General features: G+C 36.1%; 18 protein-coding genes. All 18 read right to left on the bottom strand.

The window, feature by feature from the left end; all coding sequences use genetic code 11:
- Positions 1-70: 70 nt before the first annotated feature.
- The gene (dusB, locus tag O1A01_RS00470; RefSeq protein ID WP_066417977.1) at positions 71-1069 is read right to left on the bottom strand and encodes a tRNA dihydrouridine synthase DusB; all 999 of its coding nucleotides are present in this window, start codon (positions 1067-1069) and stop codon (positions 71-73) included.
- Between the two features lie 18 nt (positions 1070-1087).
- A complete protein-coding gene (locus O1A01_RS00465) occupies positions 1088-1297 on the bottom strand; it encodes a helix-turn-helix domain-containing protein (RefSeq protein ID WP_066417979.1) in 210 nt (69 codons plus the stop codon).
- Positions 1249-1767: a 2-amino-4-hydroxy-6-hydroxymethyldihydropteridine diphosphokinase gene (gene folK / locus O1A01_RS00460; protein ID WP_270065368.1), complete on the bottom strand. Its 519-nt coding sequence runs from the start codon at positions 1765-1767 to the stop codon at positions 1249-1251. The genes O1A01_RS00465 and folK overlap by 49 nt, the downstream gene beginning before the upstream one ends.
- Positions 1764-2129 (bottom strand): dihydroneopterin aldolase, encoded by a 366-nt coding sequence (folB, locus tag O1A01_RS00455; protein WP_066417984.1) that lies wholly within the window; start codon positions 2127-2129, stop codon positions 1764-1766. Before folB ends, folK begins: the two co-directional genes overlap by 4 nt.
- Positions 2122-2901 (bottom strand): dihydropteroate synthase, encoded by a 780-nt coding sequence (folP, locus tag O1A01_RS00450; RefSeq protein ID WP_084380524.1) that lies wholly within the window; start codon positions 2899-2901, stop codon positions 2122-2124. Before folP ends, folB begins: the two co-directional genes overlap by 8 nt.
- A gap of 49 nt (positions 2902-2950) precedes the next feature.
- Positions 2951-3844, bottom strand: a complete 894-nt coding sequence (gene pabC / locus O1A01_RS00445) for an aminodeoxychorismate lyase (RefSeq protein WP_066417986.1) — start codon at positions 3842-3844, stop codon at positions 2951-2953.
- The gene (pabA, locus tag O1A01_RS00440) at positions 3828-4421 is read right to left on the bottom strand and encodes an aminodeoxychorismate/anthranilate synthase component II (protein ID WP_270065367.1); all 594 of its coding nucleotides are present in this window, start codon (positions 4419-4421) and stop codon (positions 3828-3830) included. The genes pabC and pabA overlap by 17 nt, the downstream gene beginning before the upstream one ends.
- A complete protein-coding gene (gene trpE / locus O1A01_RS00435) occupies positions 4418-5848 on the bottom strand; it encodes an anthranilate synthase component I (protein ID WP_066417990.1) in 1431 nt (476 codons plus the stop codon). The genes pabA and trpE overlap by 4 nt, the downstream gene beginning before the upstream one ends.
- A gap of 231 nt (positions 5849-6079) precedes the next feature.
- A complete protein-coding gene (gene cysK, locus O1A01_RS00430; protein WP_066417993.1) occupies positions 6080-7006 on the bottom strand; it encodes a cysteine synthase A in 927 nt (308 codons plus the stop codon).
- A 96-nt stretch (positions 7007-7102) separates the two neighbouring features.
- Entirely contained in the window at positions 7103-8041 is a 939-nt protein-coding gene (locus tag O1A01_RS00425) for a peptidylprolyl isomerase (RefSeq protein ID WP_270065366.1), read from the bottom strand.
- Between the two features lie 11 nt (positions 8042-8052).
- Positions 8053-8934: an Hsp33 family molecular chaperone HslO gene (gene hslO / locus O1A01_RS00420; protein ID WP_270065365.1), complete on the bottom strand. Its 882-nt coding sequence runs from the start codon at positions 8932-8934 to the stop codon at positions 8053-8055.
- Between the two features lie 15 nt (positions 8935-8949).
- On the bottom strand, positions 8950-9729 hold the full coding sequence (locus tag O1A01_RS00415) for a type III pantothenate kinase (protein ID WP_066417999.1): 780 nt from the start codon (positions 9727-9729) through the stop codon (positions 8950-8952).
- 245 nt (positions 9730-9974) lie between these two features.
- The gene (gene ftsH, locus O1A01_RS00410; RefSeq protein WP_270065364.1) at positions 9975-11912 is read right to left on the bottom strand and encodes an ATP-dependent zinc metalloprotease FtsH; all 1938 of its coding nucleotides are present in this window, start codon (positions 11910-11912) and stop codon (positions 9975-9977) included.
- Between the two features lie 86 nt (positions 11913-11998).
- A complete protein-coding gene (hpt, locus tag O1A01_RS00405) occupies positions 11999-12547 on the bottom strand; it encodes a hypoxanthine phosphoribosyltransferase (protein WP_066418004.1) in 549 nt (182 codons plus the stop codon).
- 1 nt (position 12548) lies between these two features.
- On the bottom strand, positions 12549-13964 hold the full coding sequence (tilS, locus tag O1A01_RS00400) for a tRNA lysidine(34) synthetase TilS (RefSeq protein ID WP_270065363.1): 1416 nt from the start codon (positions 13962-13964) through the stop codon (positions 12549-12551).
- Between the two features lie 115 nt (positions 13965-14079).
- A complete protein-coding gene (locus O1A01_RS00395; protein ID WP_270065362.1) occupies positions 14080-15069 on the bottom strand; it encodes a protein kinase domain-containing protein in 990 nt (329 codons plus the stop codon).
- Entirely contained in the window at positions 15035-15772 is a 738-nt protein-coding gene (locus O1A01_RS00390) for a VWA domain-containing protein (RefSeq protein ID WP_066418010.1), read from the bottom strand. The genes O1A01_RS00395 and O1A01_RS00390 overlap by 35 nt, the downstream gene beginning before the upstream one ends.
- A gap of 87 nt (positions 15773-15859) precedes the next feature.
- Positions 15860-18337: a stage II sporulation protein E gene (gene spoIIE / locus O1A01_RS00385; RefSeq protein WP_270065361.1), complete on the bottom strand. Its 2478-nt coding sequence runs from the start codon at positions 18335-18337 to the stop codon at positions 15860-15862.
- Positions 18338-18613 lie beyond the last annotated feature (276 nt).

Raw genomic sequence — 18613 nt, 5'->3', positions numbered from 1 at the left:
ACTGCCAGTTTACGCACTGGCAGTTTCAAAGAGTAATATAGGGGTATTATAGGATAGCCTTATCGGCATGTCAAACGACTTGAGTTGATACGTCTTCTGTTTCAGCTTGCTCGACTAGTTGATCAAGAACTGAAACTAGATCTAATCTAGTATTCATTTCATTAATAGCATTACGTACTTTCGCATTACCGCGCATACCTTTTAAATACCAAGCTGCATGCTTACGCATTTCTCGTACAGCTACAAATTCACCTTTTAAGTCGATAAGACGATCTAAATGTAACTTACAAACGTCCATCTTCTCTCTTACAGATGGTTCACCTACAAGTTCACCTGTCTCTAAATATTTAACAGTACGATATATTACCCATGGGTTCCCGAGTGCTGCACGACCTATCATCACGCCGTCAACACCTGTTTCATCTAACATCCGTTTTGCATCTTGAGGAGTTTGAACATCACCGTTACCGATTACTGGGATCTTCACAGCCTGCTTTACGTCCTTAATAATATTCCAGTCCGCTTTCCCTTCGTACATTTGTACTCTTGTTCGACCGTGAACTGCAACTGCTTGACCGCCAGCTTTTTCTACAGCTTGAGCATTCTCAATTGCAAAAATGTGGTCTTCATCCCAACCAATTCGCATTTTAACGGTAACTGGCTTATCCACCGCATCGACAACAGCAGAAACCATTTCATAAATTTTATTAGGATCTAACAACCATTTAGCTCCAGCATCGCATTTTGTAATCTTTGGAACAGGACAGCCCATATTAATATCTATAATATCTGCTGTTGTATTTTTATCTACAAATTTAGCCGCTTCTACTAGTGTATCTTTTTCCCCGCCAAAAATTTGTAAGCTTAACGGCTTTTCTCTTTCATCTATATACAGCATTCCCATCGTTCTTGCATTGTTCAAAAGAATCGCTTTATCGCTAACCATTTCAGCGCATACTAAACCTGCACCAAATTCTTTAACTGTTAATCGAAAGGCAGAATTACAAACACCAGCCATTGGTGCTAATACTACCTGATTTTTCATGGTGATATTACCAATCTTCAGCATACTCTCCTCCTTTCTTCATTATTCATCGTTCGGTCTTAATTCATCTATAGAAACGTTTAATTCTTTACTAACAGATATAATAAGTTGTTCGGACGGTTTTCTATTTCCTCTTTCTACTTCACCTAAGACTGACACCGATATCCCAAGACTTTTAGCTAATGATTCTTGTGTGAATCCTTTTAACTTTCGATAAGCCCGGATACGCCTTCCCCATTTTTCGGCTTCCATACTCTTACCCCTTCTTTACTTCGTAGTTCTTGTAGCTTTTCGTCATTTATCTCTTTAGGGATATGTTTGTAATCTGCAATCTCCCGTAATGGAATTAATACAAAACCTCTTTCCCACATTCTTGGATGAGGAATGATTAAGTCTTTAATTTCAATATTTTCTTGGTTATAAAGCAAAATGTCAAGGTCTAATGTTCTCGGACCCCACTCCACTTCCCTTTTCCTTCCAAAATATTGCTCGGTAGCCTGTAGGAATGAAAGAAGTTCAGTAGGTTCCAAATTCACATTTACACTAATTACCATATTTAAAAAGGTAGGCTGATCTTTATAACCTACCGGGTCTGTTTCATAAATGGAAGAAATATCTCGAACTTTGATAGCCTTATGACTATCTAAATGTCGTATAGCTTCCAATAAAGTTTCCTCTCGGTTCCCTATGTTTGATCCAAGAGCAATATAAGCTACATTCATATTTCCCTGCTCCTCGTCATTTCTACCGCTACAGAATCATAATGTCCTTTGATAGGCGGGTCTGGCTTTATTACCTTTACCGTACATTCATTGATTAACGGGAAACGCTCCAACATTTCTTGGGCAATTCTTTCTGTTACTGTTTCAACCAATTTATACGTTTCCCCTTCCACTACCTTTTTACAGGTTTCATATAGCTCAGCATAATTAACGGAAGCGTTTAAATCATCATTTTGACTAGCTTTAGATAAATCCAACAACACTACTAAATCAACATTAAAGCGTTGACCCAGCTTTGTTTCCTCTGGGAAGACACCATGATAACCGTAAAACTTCATACCAGTTACGTATATTTTATCTATAATGATTACCTCCCTTATTTATCATCGCATCCATCATTTTCGCCATTCTAGCAATTTCCTTCACATCGTGAACTCTCATGATGGAACAACCTTTCTCAATCCCTAAACAAACAGTTGCACCAGTACCCTCCATTCTCTCTGCTGGTGGAAGGTCATTTAAAACCGCTCCTATAAACCTTTTTCTAGACGTCCCTAATAAAACCGGATAGCCTAGATTCGTAATCTGATCTAAATGGTTCATTACCTTTAAGTTATCCTCCATCGTTTTAGCAAAACCGATGCCAGGATCTAATATTATTTGATCATCGGTTACTCCAGCAGCTTTAACAATTTCGATACTTTCATTTAAATCTTCAAGCATATCCGAAATTAGATTCGTATAATTCATGTTATCTCGATTGTGCATCAATATGATTGGCGCATTGAAATCAACTGCCACTTTCGCCATATTAGCGTCTGCTTTTGCGCCCCATATGTCATTAATAATATGAGCACCAGCTTGTAACGATGCTCTTGCAACTTCTGACTTGTAAGTATCAATTGATATCGGAACATTTATTTCGCTCGTTAACGCTTCTATCACAGGAACTACTCTTTCTATCTCTTCTTCCACCGATATTTGTGTATAACCAGGTCTTGTAGATTCCCCACCAATATCAATTATATCTGCCCCGTGTTCTACCAGTTCCTTCGCCCGCTTAACTGCAACCTCGATATTATTGAACTTTCCTCCATCAGAAAAGGAGTCAGGTGTGATATTTAATATTCCCATTATTAATGTTTTTTCATTTATTGGGAGTTCATAAGTGCCTACCTTCCACTTATTTCGCAATGATGCAATCCCCACGTTCGTTAACCCCCTTAATATGTTTAGTAGAAGCTAGTTTGGAAGGACATAAAGAAATTAATGTTTGTAGTTTTTTTGTTACTTCACCTTGAGTACCGAAAAAAGACTTATCCTCAATTTCTGTTATCGGTAATACTTCTTGACCGGAGTTCGTAACAAAAACTTCATCGCTATCCATTAACATATCTATCGAATAAAACCCTTCCTCTACTTTAATATTACAATAATGAAGTAGTTGGATAATTAATCTTCTCGTTATACCGTCTAATATTCCTGTATCAACATGTGGTGTAAAAACTCTTTGGTCTTTCACCCAAAAAATGTTAGTAAGGATACCTTCCGCAATATACCCCTCTTTTGTTAAAAAAATCCCTTCCACATCTTTTCGACCTTGAAGCTCTTGGTACGCTATTAAGTTATTCAAATAATGATGGGATTTTAAACGAACATGACCTTCCGGTGTATTTCTTCTCGTCGATAAAATTACACCTGCTTTCGTAGAGTATGGGGCCATAGTTGCTTGCCGGGCAAAAATTAGCGTCGTTGGATTTTCATAAGGATAACTCGGCATTCCCCAAACATCTTCCCCTGCACTAACATTTAATCGAATACTACCATTCTCTATATTATTTGCTATTAACGTTCTCTCTATAGCTTGCAATACTTGTTCATCCGTATAGTCCCATTTTATTTTTACACTTTCAAGCCCTAAACGAAGTCGAAGAAGGTGATCTTCATATAAAAACGGGTATTGATTGTTAATTTTCATCGTTTCAAATAACCCAACACCGTACATATACCCATGGTCCATCACAGAAACAGCAGCTTTCTCTAATGGAACTATTTGACCATTATGATAAATTCGCATTCGAATAATCACCGTATTTATTAATAAAATTTAACAACATTTCTTTTCCGGCATTCGTCATAATCGATTCAGGATGAAATTGTACACCTTCTACTGGTAATGTTTTATGTTTAATTGCCATTATTTCTCCTTCATCCGTCCACGCCGTCATTTCAAAACAATCTGGTAATGTCTCTTTCTTTACAATCAATGAGTGATATCGTGTTGCCTCAAACGGGTTTGGTAAGCTCTGAAAAATCGATTGTCCGGTATGATGAATTTCAGACGTTTTACCGTGCATCAGTCGCTCTGCTTGAATAACATCCCCACCGAATACTTGAGCAATAGATTGATGACCAAGGCACACCCCAAAAATAGGAATTTTCCCTGCAAAATGTTGAATAGCCTCCATACTAATTCCAGCTTCATTAGGAGAGCATGGACCAGGTGAAATCATTAAAAATCGTGGTTGGAGTTCCTCTATCTCCTTAATCGTAATCTCATCGTTTCTTTTCACGATTAATTCTTGTCCTAATTCACCTAAATATTGTACTAAGTTATACGTAAAGGAATCATAATTATCAATCATTAATATCATCTTTCTAGCTCCTCTCGAAAAAATCTCTCATCTTCACTCAACTGTTTTGCTTTCCAAAGTGCGGCTGCTTTCTTTAACGATTCTTTATATTCTCTTTTTGGAACAGAATCAATAACAATTCCTGCTCCTGCTTGTACATAAGCCCATCCATTTTTTACAACCATGGTACGAATTGCAATATTTAGTTCTGTATCTCCATTATAGCCAATCCACCCTATAGATCCTGTATAAACGGAACGTCTTACTGGCTCTAATTCTTCAATAATTTCCATCGTTCTTACTTTTGGTGCTCCCGTAATTGTCCCGCCCGGAAATGTTGCTTTTATTAAATCAAATGTATCTTGACCATTTCGTAATTTTCCTCTGACATTAGAAACGATATGCATGACATGTGAATACTTCTCAATAACCATAAATTCATTCACTTCGACGGTACCAAACTGCGCTACCCGACCTAAGTCATTACGTTCTAAGTCCACTAACATGACATGTTCGGCCCGTTCTTTTTCGTTTTCGATTAACTCGGTTGCTAATGCGAAATCCTCCGCCTCTGTCTTTCCTCTCGACCTAGTACCCGCAATCGGCCTTGTACTAATTTCATCTCCATCCTTTTTTACAAGCAACTCTGGTGAACCACTTACTATTTGGAATTCAGGAAAATGTAAATATCCCATGTAAGGAGAAGGATTAAATTCTCTTAATTTACTATATACTTCTATCGGGTGTGTATGTAACGGTTCCGCTTGTCTAACCGATAAATTAACTTGAAACACATCCCCTTGTCCGATATATTGTTTAATTTTTTCAACTGCTTCTATAAACTTCTCTTCTGATAAGGAAACTTCTCGATCACTTGAACTAGATAAGGACTCATATGAATAATGAGATAGTTGTTCCTGTTCAGATTGCCAAAGTGCTTCATAATAGCGCAACTTTTCAGTAGCATCACTATCTTCATCTAGTTCTTTATGGACAATAATATACAACGTTTCCGTTTCTTTATCTAAAATAAACACATCGTCAAATAGTAAGAAGTATAAATCTGGAAGCATTAAATCATCTTCAGCTATGCTTTCTATTTTTTCTATATATCTCATACAATCGTATGTAAAATATCCTATCGCACCTCCACTAAATGGGGGAAATCCTTCTAACGTTTCGGTTCTATACTGCCTCATCCAACTTTTCATACTTTCTAGCGGATTTCCTTCGATTATTTCGGTCCCGTTTGCGGAAGTAATGTGCAATTTGTCTCTTTTCCCCATAATTGTTGCAACTGGGTCCATTCCTACAATACAATAACGGCCTCCACGACCACTCTCTAACAATATATGATGTCGTTTATCCTTCACTAACGACTTATACTGGCGAAAAAATTTCTCCTGAGGATATGGAAAGCTAATTCCAGTAGGTATCTTCTTCATCATATTCACGCCCTATCTTCAATCTCTCTCCTATTTTACATGAAGCCTTTTCATTGTTGAATGCCCAAATTTAGAAATCTATTGATAAGATTTTAGTTAGTGTGTTCCGATTATGAAATTTATAATAAAAACGTGAGAAAAAATATAAAAAAAGACCAAAAAAGGAAAACAGTATATTACCTGTTTTCCTTAGTTTGTAAAAATTAATTATAATTATTTCATACCTTTTAATAATTAGTCTTCAAATTGATATAAAGGAGTACTTAAGTAGCGTTCACCATTACTCGGTATAATCGCTAATACTTTTTTCCCTTTACCTAATTCTTTTGCAACTTTAAGTGCAGCGAATATTGCAGCACCAGAAGAAATACCTCCTAGAAGCCCTTCCTTCTTCGCAGCAAGTCGAGCATATTCAAAAGCTTCTTCATTTTTCACAGTAATTATTTCATCATAAATATTCGTATCTAAAATGGATGGAACAAATCCAGCTCCAATTCCTTGAATTTTATGTGGACCTGGTTTACCTCCAGATAGAACTGGTGAATCTGTTGGTTCTACTGCGACAATTTTTATATCAGGATAAGCTTCTCTTAAAACTTCTCCTGCTCCTGTGATCGTACCACCTGTTCCAATCCCTGAAATAAAAGCATCTAACTGGTTACCCATCTGTTCAACGATTTCTTTCCCAGTCGTTTTACGATGTATTTCTGGGTTTGCTTCATTATTAAACTGTTGTGGCATGAATAAGTTCTTTTCAGCAGCAAGTTCCTCTGCTTTACGAATCGCTCCACCCATTCCTTCTGGTCCTGGAGTTAACACTAGCTCAGCACCGTATGCACGTAGTAAGTTTCGACGCTCCATGCTCATTGTTTCAGGCATTACTAAAATAGCCTTAAGTCCTTTTGATGCTGCTATCATTGCTAAACCGATTCCTGTATTACCACTAGTCGGTTCAATAATCGTATCTCCTTCTTTTAATTCCCCTTTTGCTATTGCATCATCAATCATCGCTAAAGCAATACGATCTTTTACACTACTACCTGGATTCATAAATTCTAGTTTTAAATAAACATCTGCCATTTCTTCTTCTACTATACGGTTTAACTTCACAATTGGCGTTTGCCCTACAAGCTCATCAATCGAGTTTGCTACACGAACCATATTATCAGCCCCTTAATAACTAAGTAATCTTATCGGATTTAATCTTATTAAATCACTTAATGGTCGAAATTGTCAATCAATTAGGCTTTTCAAAAATTAATTCGTTTCCTCGTTGTCGTAAAGCCATTCAACACCAACTTCATTCCAAAACATTTCTACTCGGACTGGTTCCTCAATTTGTTCTAGTGCTAACATACGACGAACTTGGTCTTTCACATCCTCATAAGAAAAGTTTGTAGCATCTATCTTTTCATGCAAGTAAATAATGGCATAAGCTTCGTCCTCTAGTTGAATAGGGGTGCTCCACTTTCCACTTTGTAACTCACTAGCCTCTTTTATATATATTTCTGGATAATTCCCGATATGCTGTGAAGATAAATAACCAATATCGCCACCTTGATTTGCTGATAAATCATCTATCGACTTTTCCATTGCTAGAGCAGAAAAACTGGAGCCTTCTTTCAATTCTTTCATTACTTGTTCTGCTGTTTTTTTATCATTTACGATAATTTGTGAAAGATGGTATGACTCTGGAATATTGTATAATACTTTATTTTGTTCATAAAATTTTTGTACTTCATCCTCAGGAATGGTTACGTCTTTAACTAATAATTCCTCTAATTGAAGGCTAGTACGAATATGTTCTTTCATCTCTTCTACAGAATTCGAAGAAAAATTCGTATTATGCTGATAGATGGTCTTAATTAGCTTCCATTCTCGATCTACTTCTTCATCTGAAATGGTAATGTTATATTTATTAGCCATTACATTAACAACTTTTCTGTTTACTAACTCCTGTAACACTTCTGATCCGAAACGCTTTTCTAGTTCTGTCAGTAGCTCTAATTTCGTTATCGGTGTCTCATCAACTTCCGCAACTACATCATCAACACTTTGCACTAAACTAACAACTTCCTGTGATTTGCTATTAGCTTTGTTTGTTGTAATAACAATTGTAATAATATTTATTACAATTAACCCAATAACACAATACCATAACGTTTGTTTTGATAACCTTTTAATATAGTGCAACATATATTTTTACCTTATCCTTTTGCTTGATCTAACATTTGTTCTAATTCTTCTTTTGTAAAATTGTATTTTGCATTGCAAAAATGACAATGCGTTTCTGCTTCGCCACCTTCTGTAATGATTTCCTGTATTTCATCTTTTCCTAATGAAATAATTGCACTTTCAAATCGTTCTCTTGAGCATTTACACTGAAAGTGAACTGGGACAGTTTCTAAAAACTTTACATTTCTTTTACCTAATATCTCTTCGATTAATTGCTCAGGCGTTAAGCCTTTTTCAATTAATTTAGATACTGGCGTCATATTATTAATTTTTGATTCTATAATGTTAATTGTTTCGTCATCTGTTCCAGGTAATAGCTGAATAATAAAGCCCCCAGCTGCTAAAATGGAATTGTCAGGGTTGACTAAAACACCAACTCCTACCGCTGACGGAACTTGCTCAGAAACAACAAAATAGTATGTGAAATCTTCCCCAAGTTCTCCAGAAACAATTTCTGTTTGACCAGAAAAATGATCCCTCATTCCAATATCTTTTACGACCGATAATGTTCCGTTCGTACCAACTGCACGTGCAACATCTAATTTCCCATGCTTATTTAATTCAAAATGTGTTTGTGGGTTTTGCACATAACCACGCACACTTCCACTAGCATTACTATCTACAAGAATAGTCCCTAATGGACCTCCTCCATCAATTTTCACAGTAATTTTGTTGTCTCCCTTTAACATACTGCCCATCATCACAGTTGCTGTCATTGCTCTTCCGAGTGCAGCAGATGCAGTCGGCCACGTATAATGCCTTCTTTGGGCCTCCGCTACAGTTTCTGTTGTATTGGCAGCATATGCACGCACTTGTCCATTAAACGCTAGTGCTTTTACTAAGTAATCTTTCATCGGTGAAACTCCTTTCTATATGTCCTCTTCTCTTTTATTTTTTGTATATATTAAATATAAACCCTTTAACGTAAGAAACGGATCCACTATATCAATAACTTTTGATTCTTTTGCTATTAATTCTGCTAATCCTCCTGTTGCAATAACTTTAGGTTTTTCTTTACTTTCTTGCTTCATTCTCTCAACAATTCCTTCGACTTGTCCAACGTACCCGTATAAGATCCCTGCTTGCATTGCACTTACTGTTGTTTTTCCAATTATCCCCTCTGGTCTTGCGATTTCGATTCTTGGAAGTTTAGCTGCTCTTGAATATAACGCTTCTGTAGATATTCCAATCCCAGGTGCAATAGCCCCACCCATATATTGTTTTTTCTCGTTTATGTAACAATAGGTAGAAGCAGTACCAAAGTCCACAATAATTAAAGGACTTCCATATTCACGAATCGCAGCAACAGCATTTACAATTCGGTCTGCCCCTACTTCCCTTGGGTTTTCGTATTTTATGTTTAGTCCAGTTTTAATTCCAGGACCTACTACGATCGGATTAATTCCAAAGTATTTATTGCACATTCTTTCTAGAGAAAACATAATGGGAGGTACTACGGAGGAAATAATAATTCCATTGAAATCTTTAAATGATATTCCAACATGTTGTAATAAGTTTTTTACAATCATCCCGTATTCATCTTCTGTCTTATTACGACTTGTTTCAATTCTCCAATGATGAACAAGCTTATCCTTTTCGTAAACGCCTAGCACAGTATTTGTATTCCCTACATCTAAGACAAATATCATATGTATACCCCAACTTTGCTTAAGAATAATTCATGGCAACATCATACCATACAATGTTTTCTTATGTTTAAACAAACGTTCTATTTCTCGGGAAATGTTTTTTCGACATGCACGTGGATTATTCTACTCTTTTCGACTTAATGTTCCCTTTTTTATGTAGATTAAATACTTTGTTTCTTAAAATAAGTGTCATTTAAAAAACTTGTATTAAACAAACAAAAAGATGCCATGATGGCATCTTTTTGTTATTCGGATTTTGTATCGTCTTTATCCTTTTTTTCTTCATTGTCATCTCTTTTAGAGTTAATGTTTACTTTTACATCGTCCTCTTTTGGAGTATCTAACTTTGGTTCTGGTTTTTCCGGTAAAGTTCCGTGATCAACTAAATGTTTAATTTGTTCTGCATCTAGCGTTTCAACCTCTAATAACGTTTGTGCAATGATTTCTAGTTTATCTCTATTTTCCGTTAAAATAGTTCTTGCACGTTCATAACAATCTTTAATGATACGTTGGATCTCCATATCAATTTCATGTGCAATAGCATCACTATAATTTTGCTCATTTTGGATGTCTCTACCTAGGAAAACTTGACCACCTGATGCTTGACCGAATTGTAATGGTCCAAGTTTATCACTCATTCCATATTCGGTAACCATTTTACGAGCAATATTCGTTGCACGTTGGAAATCGTTGTGAGCTCCCGTACTTACTTCGTTAAATACTACTTCTTCAGCCACACGGCCACCTAATAGTCCAGTAATTTTATCTAATAGCTCCGGCTTTGTCATGAAGTAGCGATCTTCTTTAGGTAACATTACTGCGTAACCACCGGCTTGACCGCGTGGAACGATTGTTACTTTATGTACCATATCTGCCTCATCTAACATGACACCGATAATAGTATGACCACCTTCATGGTAAGCAACAATATTTCTTTCTTTTTCTGATATAACACGACTCTTTTTAGCCGGTCCTGCAATGACACGATCGATTGCTTCATCTACATCTAACATGTCAATATACTTTTTATTTTGCCTTGCTGCAACTAAAGCTGCTTCATTAAGCAAGTTCTCTAGGTCTGCACCTGAAAATCCAGGAGTACGCATAGCAATAGTTTTCATATCAATATTTTGATCGAGTGGTTTATTGCGAGCGTGTACTTTAAGTACCGCTTCACGACCTTTTAAGTCTGGACGGTCAACTGTAATTTGACGGTCAAATCGTCCTGGACGTAATAATGCAGGGTCTAAAATATCTGGGCGGTTTGTTGCGGCGATGATAATAATACCTTCGTTTGCTCCAAAACCATCCATTTCAACTAGTAATTGGTTTAAGGTTTGCTCACGCTCATCGTGACCTCCACCTAAACCAGCTCCACGTTGACGACCTACAGCATCAATCTCATCAATAAAGATAATACACGGCGCGTTTTTCTTTGCATTTTCGAACAAGTCACGAACACGTGATGCCCCGACACCAACAAACATCTCAACAAAGTCAGATCCACTGATAGAGAAGAATGGAACTCCCGCCTCACCAGCAACAGCACGAGCTAATAATGTTTTACCTGTCCCAGGAGGTCCCACTAAAAGAACTCCTTTTGGAATACGCGCTCCTAATTCAGAAAATTTTCTTGGGTCTTTTAAAAACTCTACAACCTCTACAAGTTCTTGTTTTTCTTCATCCGCACCTGCTACATCTTTAAATTTTACTTTTTTCTTCTCTTCACTATACAGTTTTGCCTTACTCTTACCAAAATTCATTACACGGCTTCCGCCACCTTGTGCTTGGTTGAGTAGGAAGAAGAATAAAATAAAGATGATGACAAACGGAATGATTGAAGTAAAGAATGTAACCCAACCGCTAGTTTCCTGTGCCTTTTCTACCTTTACACCAGGGTTTTGTGCAGCGAAAGCTTCGATTCTTTCTAAACCACTTGGCAACACATCAACAATAAATGTTTTCCCTTCTTCAGCCCCTACTAAGGAACCTCTTACTTCATAAACTGAACGGACCGGTTGAATAGAAAACTGTTCTACTCTTCCGCCTTCTAGTTCTTGAATGAATTCACTATAAGACATTGGCTCCTGATTTGTTCCAGGATTGTTAAAAAAGCTAACTACACCAATGACAACTAAAAAGATTAATAAATAAAATATTGTATTACGAAATATTCTGTTCATCCCTTACCTCCTCCCGCAATAACAAGCTAAAGACAATAGTATCATAGAGAATTAATTCCATTCAAGAAATGTACTTTGAATGAATATTATTCTTCATTATTAGTATAAACTTCTGGTTTTAAAACACCAATATAAGGCAAGTTGCGATATTTTTCTGCATAATCTAGCCCATACCCTACTACAAACTCATCTGGTACGATAAATCCTACGTAATCCGCTTTGATGTTCGCTTTTCTTCCTGTCGGTTTATCTAACAATGTAACGATTTTAATGGATTTAGCCTTACGATAGCGAAATAGCTCCACTAAGTAACTAAGAGTTAGACCACTGTCAATAATGTCTTCGATAATTAAAATATCTCGACCTTCAACAGAAGTATCTAAATCCTTTAAAATCTTTACTTCACCGGAGGAAACTGTAGAGTTTCCATAGCTTGATACATCCATAAAATCTAATTCTAAATATGTATCGACACGTTTAATAAGGTCTCCCATAAATGGCATTGCACCTTTTAAAACGCCAATGACTAACGGAAAACGATCCTTATACTCCTCCGTTAATTGCTTGCCTAACTCTCTTATTTTTTCTTGTAGTTGTTCTTCGCTGTAAAGTACTTTTTCAATATCTTGATTCATTTCAATAATTGCCTCCCAAACTTCGACTCGACTTCCATGTAATAAGTAAAACTGGACCACCTGTATCCTCTTTTGCTTCATAGATTGATCGTGCTAACATTGGAACCCATAATATATTACCGTTTTTATCTGTAATAATTGGCCAGCGACTCCGCTCATGTATAGGGACTTTTTGGTCGATAAATATATTTTTTACCTTCTTACTCCCAACCATTCCTTTAAGTTGAATTCGGTCACCAAATATTCTAGATCTTACAATTAGCGGTAACGTTACGTGCGTTAAGTCAACTATAGCTGTATTAGAGGATTTACGAATATCCTTTTTATATTCTGCTAAAACTGCACAATTAACCTCATCCCCACTAGGTAAAATAATTTTCCCTGGAATATTTACAGTTAATGCATACGGTTGATTACTTTCCGTTTCAAAAGTAAACAAACATTCATTATAAGAACGTTTAACCGTTAATCCGTTTGGAAAATCCAATGAACCTGAAGGATGTTCACTTGTTAATAACGATAATAAATTATTAATATGTATAGAGGATAAAGCTGGAGGAATTTCATTATTATAGAGATATTTTAATATTAGTTGAATCCCTCTTCTTTGTAAAGGTTTTGCCAGTAAACAGAATTCATTTCTGTCGATTTTAACGGAGCCTACTTCTTTACTTTTCATTACTTTATTCATTTTTTGATGCGTTAATTCCTGTAAGTACAATTCATCTTCTGTTAACCGCTCGCTAAACGTTTGGAATTTTTCATGAACTGTTGGAAATTCAGCTTTTAATGAAGGAAGAACAAAATGCCTTATTCGATTCCTTGTATAAGCATTCTCTTTGTTACTAGGATCCGTTCGGTACGGAAGATTTTCATCGTTTATGTATTTCTCAATCTCGTCTTTATCTACGCATAAAAGTGGACGAATGAGAAATCCAGTTGCAAATGGACGTAAAGGTTGAATACCTGCATAACCTAATGATACTGCACCTCTTCCGAACCGCATTAACATTGTTTCAATTTGGTCATCACCGTGATGCCCAAGAGCTAAGTATTCGGCTTTATATTTTTTCATTACTTCTTTAAAAAAGTGGTAACGACATTCTCTTGCAGCTGTCTGTGAGCTCATTTTTCGCTTTTTCATAAAATCAGTAACATTAATTTGAGTAGATTCAAACGGAATGTCCCATTGTTCACATAAAGCCTTTACAAAATACAGATCCTCTTCCGATTCTTTTCCTCTAAACATATGGTCTACATGAGCACATATAATTGTTATGTTTTTACTTAATTGTATGCTCTTTAGCAAATGTAATAGACAGACAGAATCCGTTCCTCCACTTACACCAACAACAACCGTTTTTCCACTCTTCAATAATTTATGCTTTTTTATAAAGGCTAACACTTTTTCCTTCATATACTAAACTCTTTTCCATAAATGTCATTTTCAATGCTTATCGTATCATTTTCACTTACTTAAGAGCAAAAAAGAAACATCATTTTTTTAAAAAAGTTAGCAAATGACTTTTACCCTATAATAGGTGACTGTAAACATAAAGAAAATAAATCATACAAACGACCGCAACTAACACGATAGTTTCTGAAAATCTTTTAATAAACTTTTTTGTCTTTCTTTGGTTTCTTCGAGCTACTCTACTTGTAACAGTTTGAGTTTTTGTAACCTTTGTTATTTTTTCCTTGTTTCTTGGTGCGTTACTCAAACTTTTTGCTAAAGCTTCCTTCATTTGTAAAGCATTCACAAAGTTCCCGTTCAATGCACTAGTAAGGAATTTTTCATGCGCTAATAAAAAAGGATGATGTTTAATCTTTTCTTTTAATTGTAAAACACCTCTACCGTCTTTTTCAAAACGGTTTGGATAGGCAGCATTAATCATAATCATTGCTACTGAAAACAAATCATACGACTCTTCTGCTCTTCTTGTTCCTAAGCCCCAATATCCTCGGTCAAAGAACTCCGTAAATTCCTTTACTGATCTACCTTTTAACGTAGTACCTCCTACGTCTAACATTCTCACTTTTGGTGGGTGTAGAGAAATCATTAAATTGTCTGGTTTTAAGTCACCAAACACCCAACCTTCCTTATGTAATATATGTAAATCAGAAAGCAACTGTAAAATTAATATACCTATCCATTCCTGCCCTCTTTGGTTAATAAAGGTGAGAAAGCTTTCTCCTCGAACGTATTCCATCACATAAAAAGAAATCGATTTTCCATGCATTATTTCCCAATCATCTACATCGATTAAAGAAGGTCCGAGGGCAAACCCTTGGACCTTCTCAAAATGACGTAATACATTAACTTCCGAAGTAATCGAAAGACTATTATCACTTATCTTTAGAGCTACTTGCTCTCCATTTGTACAATTCGCCAAATAGACATGACCTGTCGCCCCGTACCCAAGTGTTTTTATTATGCTGTAACGATTTTTATGCCATTTCCCAACAACCGTTGTCCCAGGGACGATTTTATAATCCGGACTCTTCCATGTACTGTTCATCATAAGCCACCTTGCTCCTTATGCCACTATTATTCTTAAAGTGGGAAATTGCCTCTTGAATTGCTGGACCAGTAGGTGTGATACCACCTGTTGTTAGTTTTGGAAAAATAGTAGAGAGTGATTCAAGCTTTGGTGTCCAATCTAACACTTTTTCTACTTCTTGGCGCTTCCCCGGGAAAACGAATACCCCATAGCTATTATGGCCAATTCTAGCATTTAGACTTAAACTAAGGTCAAACAACGCTTCCTTTACCGTTGGAAGTTTTGTCTTCATACTAGCACTAGTATCTACTAAAATTAAAATTTCAAGTGAAACTGTTTCACCTAGCTCATCTACTACTTCCATAACCTCTCCTCGTTTTTCTGGAGGTAATTCTTCCATACTAGAATTCGGACCTAATATTTGCTGTAGTTCTTTATTAATAACACCTTGTAATGTTTGCGTCATCGCTTTACGGGTAACCATTTGTACTGTTTGTGACAGCTGCTTAGCATACACTACTTGGCTTACCCCCCCACCAGACATTGCAATACCTTCAATTTCTTTCATTCCTCTATCATCAATAACATCACGGTCCATGACTCCGATAACATTTACTGTAATTCCATACTCTCGTGCTAATGCCGCCATTGCAATTGGGTCTTCACCTGAATTTGAACACCCGTCTGTAATTAATAGAATTTGTTTTAATGTACCTTTATACATTTTCCATCCCCTCCTAATGCTTACATACGCATTAGCATCATCGCCTAGATGGGAGTTTTTTATACATATTTTACTAGATTTCGTAATTTATAATGCTGCTTTCATTGTTGGTTTTTTCGAAATATATTGATGGACAGGAATCGATGCCCACTTTGGAGTATTTCTTTGTACTTTCGAAACGACTACCGTCATGTCATCTTGAATATGGCCAGACCGGGTACGGATTACTTCCTCCATTAAAAGGTCGGCAATTTCTTGTGGATCCTCTGTTTGGATTTCTGATATTTTTCGCTTCATCCATAAATCGTAGTTTTCGACATGTTTTGGTCCTTCAAATATTCCATCGCTCATCATGATGAGTAGATCTCCTGCTTTCAGTTGTTCACTTACAACGTCCACATCAAAATCTTGGATGATACCCATTGGAAGATTACTAGCCTCAATTTTAATAACTTTATCTCCTCTCTTAATAAAGCTTGGAGTTGAACCGACCTTCAAAAATTTAGCAGATGCATCTTGCAAATCGATAATCGCTAAATCTAACGTTGTAAAAATTTCATCTGTTGTGCGCAACGATAAAATAGAGTTAATCGATTTAATTGCCACTCTTTCTTCGATTCCTGATTGTAAGATTTTTTGAAGTAGTTTAATCGTTTCGTTACTTTCAAAATGTGCTCTCTCTCCATTTCCCATCCCATCACTAATTGCTACTGCATATTTCCCTAACCCTAGCTCTATCGTCGAGTAACAATCACCTGAAACTAACCCCCCACCTTTCGCTGCATGAGCCGCACTTGAATTCACTATATAAGTTTTGGCAGAACTAAACGATACGTGACAATATCCGTTATTGTCTGCATTGCAATCTTCATTTTTCACTACTATATTTTCTTGTAAAATGTCCGAAAGCATCGGAGCAATTAATTTTTCACACTCACCATGGCCATTACAGAACGGAATTGTCATTTCTATATCTACATTCCCTTGTTCTAAACAATATATCTCTACATGTTCAATTTCGACTCCAAAAGCTTGCATTGCCTCTAAAATTTGATCTTCTTGTGCATAATGATTTTCACGTTCCCTTTGAATTTCTTTTGCAAAGTTTTCCATTACCTGTGAAACACCTAATAATTGATCCGCTACCAATCTCCTACTTTCCTTCAATTGTTTTTTTAAACTATTACTTGCCTGATAATGTAATAACTCTTGTGACATTGCCGTTTTTACTTTGTCTGCTTTAGAACAATGCCGTTCAAATTGTTTTTGAAGTTTAATATTCGAGGTATATGTTCCGTTATTCATTTCGTCCATCATATCATTCATTAATTCATATGTTTGTTGAAATTTTTGCGCCCAACATTGCTCCTTTTTAAAACACGACTGACATGTTTTTTCCGTAACATTACTTAAAAAGATATCTTTACTATAATCTTCTTGGTCGTGTTGAAATGGAATTTTTGAAAAGCTATTGGATAGCGCTTGAAACACTTGTGAAAATTGATCTACTCGGTTCGCTGTTACATCTCTTACTTTCCGCATATACAACTGCTGTTCAGCAGCATATTCTGCTGTTCCTGGTATATGTTTTGCAATAGATGAAATAGCTTTTTTTGGTGTAAATAAAAAGATGGTAACAGCTATTAATGATTCCAATAAAGATGGTAGTAATGTTTGGAATCCCTCTCCGTATATACCGATTAACAATGTCCCTAATAGTAACCCTACAGAAACACCTACTTTATTCCCTTCTTTTAATAATCCACCTAATAGCCCGGCGAACGCTAACAAACTCATTTGATACAAACTACTAACAGTAGCTAAACTTAAAATTAACCCAGTTACTACTCCTACTGTAGACCCAACTGTTGCCCCTGCAACGAATGCGAATAATAACACTAAGTATCTAGATAATACGTGTACTACTTCCATTTCATAAAGGGACCAACCGATTGTACCAGTAAGAACAGAGGCTAGAAGAATAATAAGTGAAATTATTTCTTCCGTACGAAACGTTTGTTTTTTCTTTTTCATCGTTAATAACGGAATACTTTGTAAAAATATGAGCGTCAATATAAAGCCTAGTCCTGCCTCTACACCAATCATCATCCAGTCATACATGACAATTTCGGAAGTCATGTAATGTAAAGCAGCCTTTGATAGAAAAGCAGCTGTAAATACGAGAAATGGTAATAGTTTTAGCGTTTCGTATTTTAAAGACCTTGTCCATTTCATTAACAACGCTAATAATAAAATACCACCACCTATATGCAAGGCCGTAAATCCAGAGATCGTAATAGCTCCTAAAACTAACGCAATTAACGTTAAACCTGCTCTTTTCGGTCTCATTAAATAGACTGCCGCAAAGAACGGTAATGCAAATGGTGTAATTTCACCTAATATTAGAGCTCGTCCCAACAGAAAGCCGATAAAAACTAAAAGAAATCCTTGGCGAAACAGTACAGTCATTACATACTGCTTCATTTTTTTAAACGGTAGTAAATAACCTTTTTGAATTTTTTCCATTGGAACTTCCGATATTGCCTGTGCCATATTTCTTTCCATAAAAAAATCCTCTCCCGTTTTTCATTGTTGTGAACATTATATAAGGACAGAAGAGAAAGATTTGTCAAAGTAACTACAGTAAAAAGAAGAAATGTTCGACTTATTTCATGTTAATGGCAGAAAAGATGTCACAATCCTTTTCTGTTTGTCATCTTTTCGCTTCATATTTTGTAAAATGGCAACAGAAAAGGGGAGAAAATGTTTAAATTTTCTTTCATTAACTTTTTATATTGACATATATGCAATATGCTAGTACTATATTCCTTGTGCTTTAAA

This window comes from Sutcliffiella sp. NC1 (assembly GCF_027594365.1).
GTDB lineage: Bacteria > Bacillota > Bacilli > Bacillales > Bacillaceae_I > Sutcliffiella > Sutcliffiella cohnii.
This window is presented reverse-complemented; position numbering and strand designations above follow the sequence as displayed.

Excerpts from the sequence above, each read along its gene's own strand:
- dusB (WP_066417977.1), bottom strand. The coding sequence starts at position 1,069 with ATGCTGAAGATTGGTAATATCACCATGAAAAATCAGGTAGTATTAGCA.
- O1A01_RS00465 (WP_066417979.1), bottom strand. The coding sequence starts at position 1,297 with ATGGAAGCCGAAAAATGGGGAAGGCGTATCCGGGCTTATCGAAAGTTA.
- folK (WP_270065368.1), bottom strand. The coding sequence starts at position 1,767 with ATGAATGTAGCTTATATTGCTCTTGGATCAAACATAGGGAACCGAGAG.
- folP (WP_084380524.1), bottom strand. The coding sequence starts at position 2,901 with ATGGGAATATTAAATATCACACCTGACTCCTTTTCTGATGGAGGAAAG.
- pabC (WP_066417986.1), bottom strand. The coding sequence starts at position 3,844 with ATGCGAATTTATCATAATGGTCAAATAGTTCCATTAGAGAAAGCTGCT.
- pabA (WP_270065367.1), bottom strand. The coding sequence starts at position 4,421 with ATGATATTAATGATTGATAATTATGATTCCTTTACGTATAACTTAGTA.
- trpE (WP_066417990.1), bottom strand. The coding sequence starts at position 5,848 with ATGATGAAGAAGATACCTACTGGAATTAGCTTTCCATATCCTCAGGAG.
- cysK (WP_066417993.1), bottom strand. The coding sequence starts at position 7,006 with ATGGTTCGTGTAGCAAACTCGATTGATGAGCTTGTAGGGCAAACGCCA.
- O1A01_RS00425 (WP_270065366.1), bottom strand. The coding sequence starts at position 8,041 with ATGTTGCACTATATTAAAAGGTTATCAAAACAAACGTTATGGTATTGT.
- hslO (WP_270065365.1), bottom strand. The coding sequence starts at position 8,934 with ATGAAAGATTACTTAGTAAAAGCACTAGCGTTTAATGGACAAGTGCGT.
- O1A01_RS00415 (WP_066417999.1), bottom strand. The coding sequence starts at position 9,729 with ATGATATTTGTCTTAGATGTAGGGAATACAAATACTGTGCTAGGCGTT.
- ftsH (WP_270065364.1), bottom strand. The coding sequence starts at position 11,912 with ATGAACAGAATATTTCGTAATACAATATTTTATTTATTAATCTTTTTA.
- hpt (WP_066418004.1), bottom strand. The coding sequence starts at position 12,547 with ATGAATCAAGATATTGAAAAAGTACTTTACAGCGAAGAACAACTACAA.
- tilS (WP_270065363.1), bottom strand. The coding sequence starts at position 13,964 with ATGAAGGAAAAAGTGTTAGCCTTTATAAAAAAGCATAAATTATTGAAG.
- O1A01_RS00395 (WP_270065362.1), bottom strand. The coding sequence starts at position 15,069 with ATGATGAACAGTACATGGAAGAGTCCGGATTATAAAATCGTCCCTGGG.
- O1A01_RS00390 (WP_066418010.1), bottom strand. The coding sequence starts at position 15,772 with ATGTATAAAGGTACATTAAAACAAATTCTATTAATTACAGACGGGTGT.
- spoIIE (WP_270065361.1), bottom strand. The coding sequence starts at position 18,337 with ATGGAAAGAAATATGGCACAGGCAATATCGGAAGTTCCAATGGAAAAA.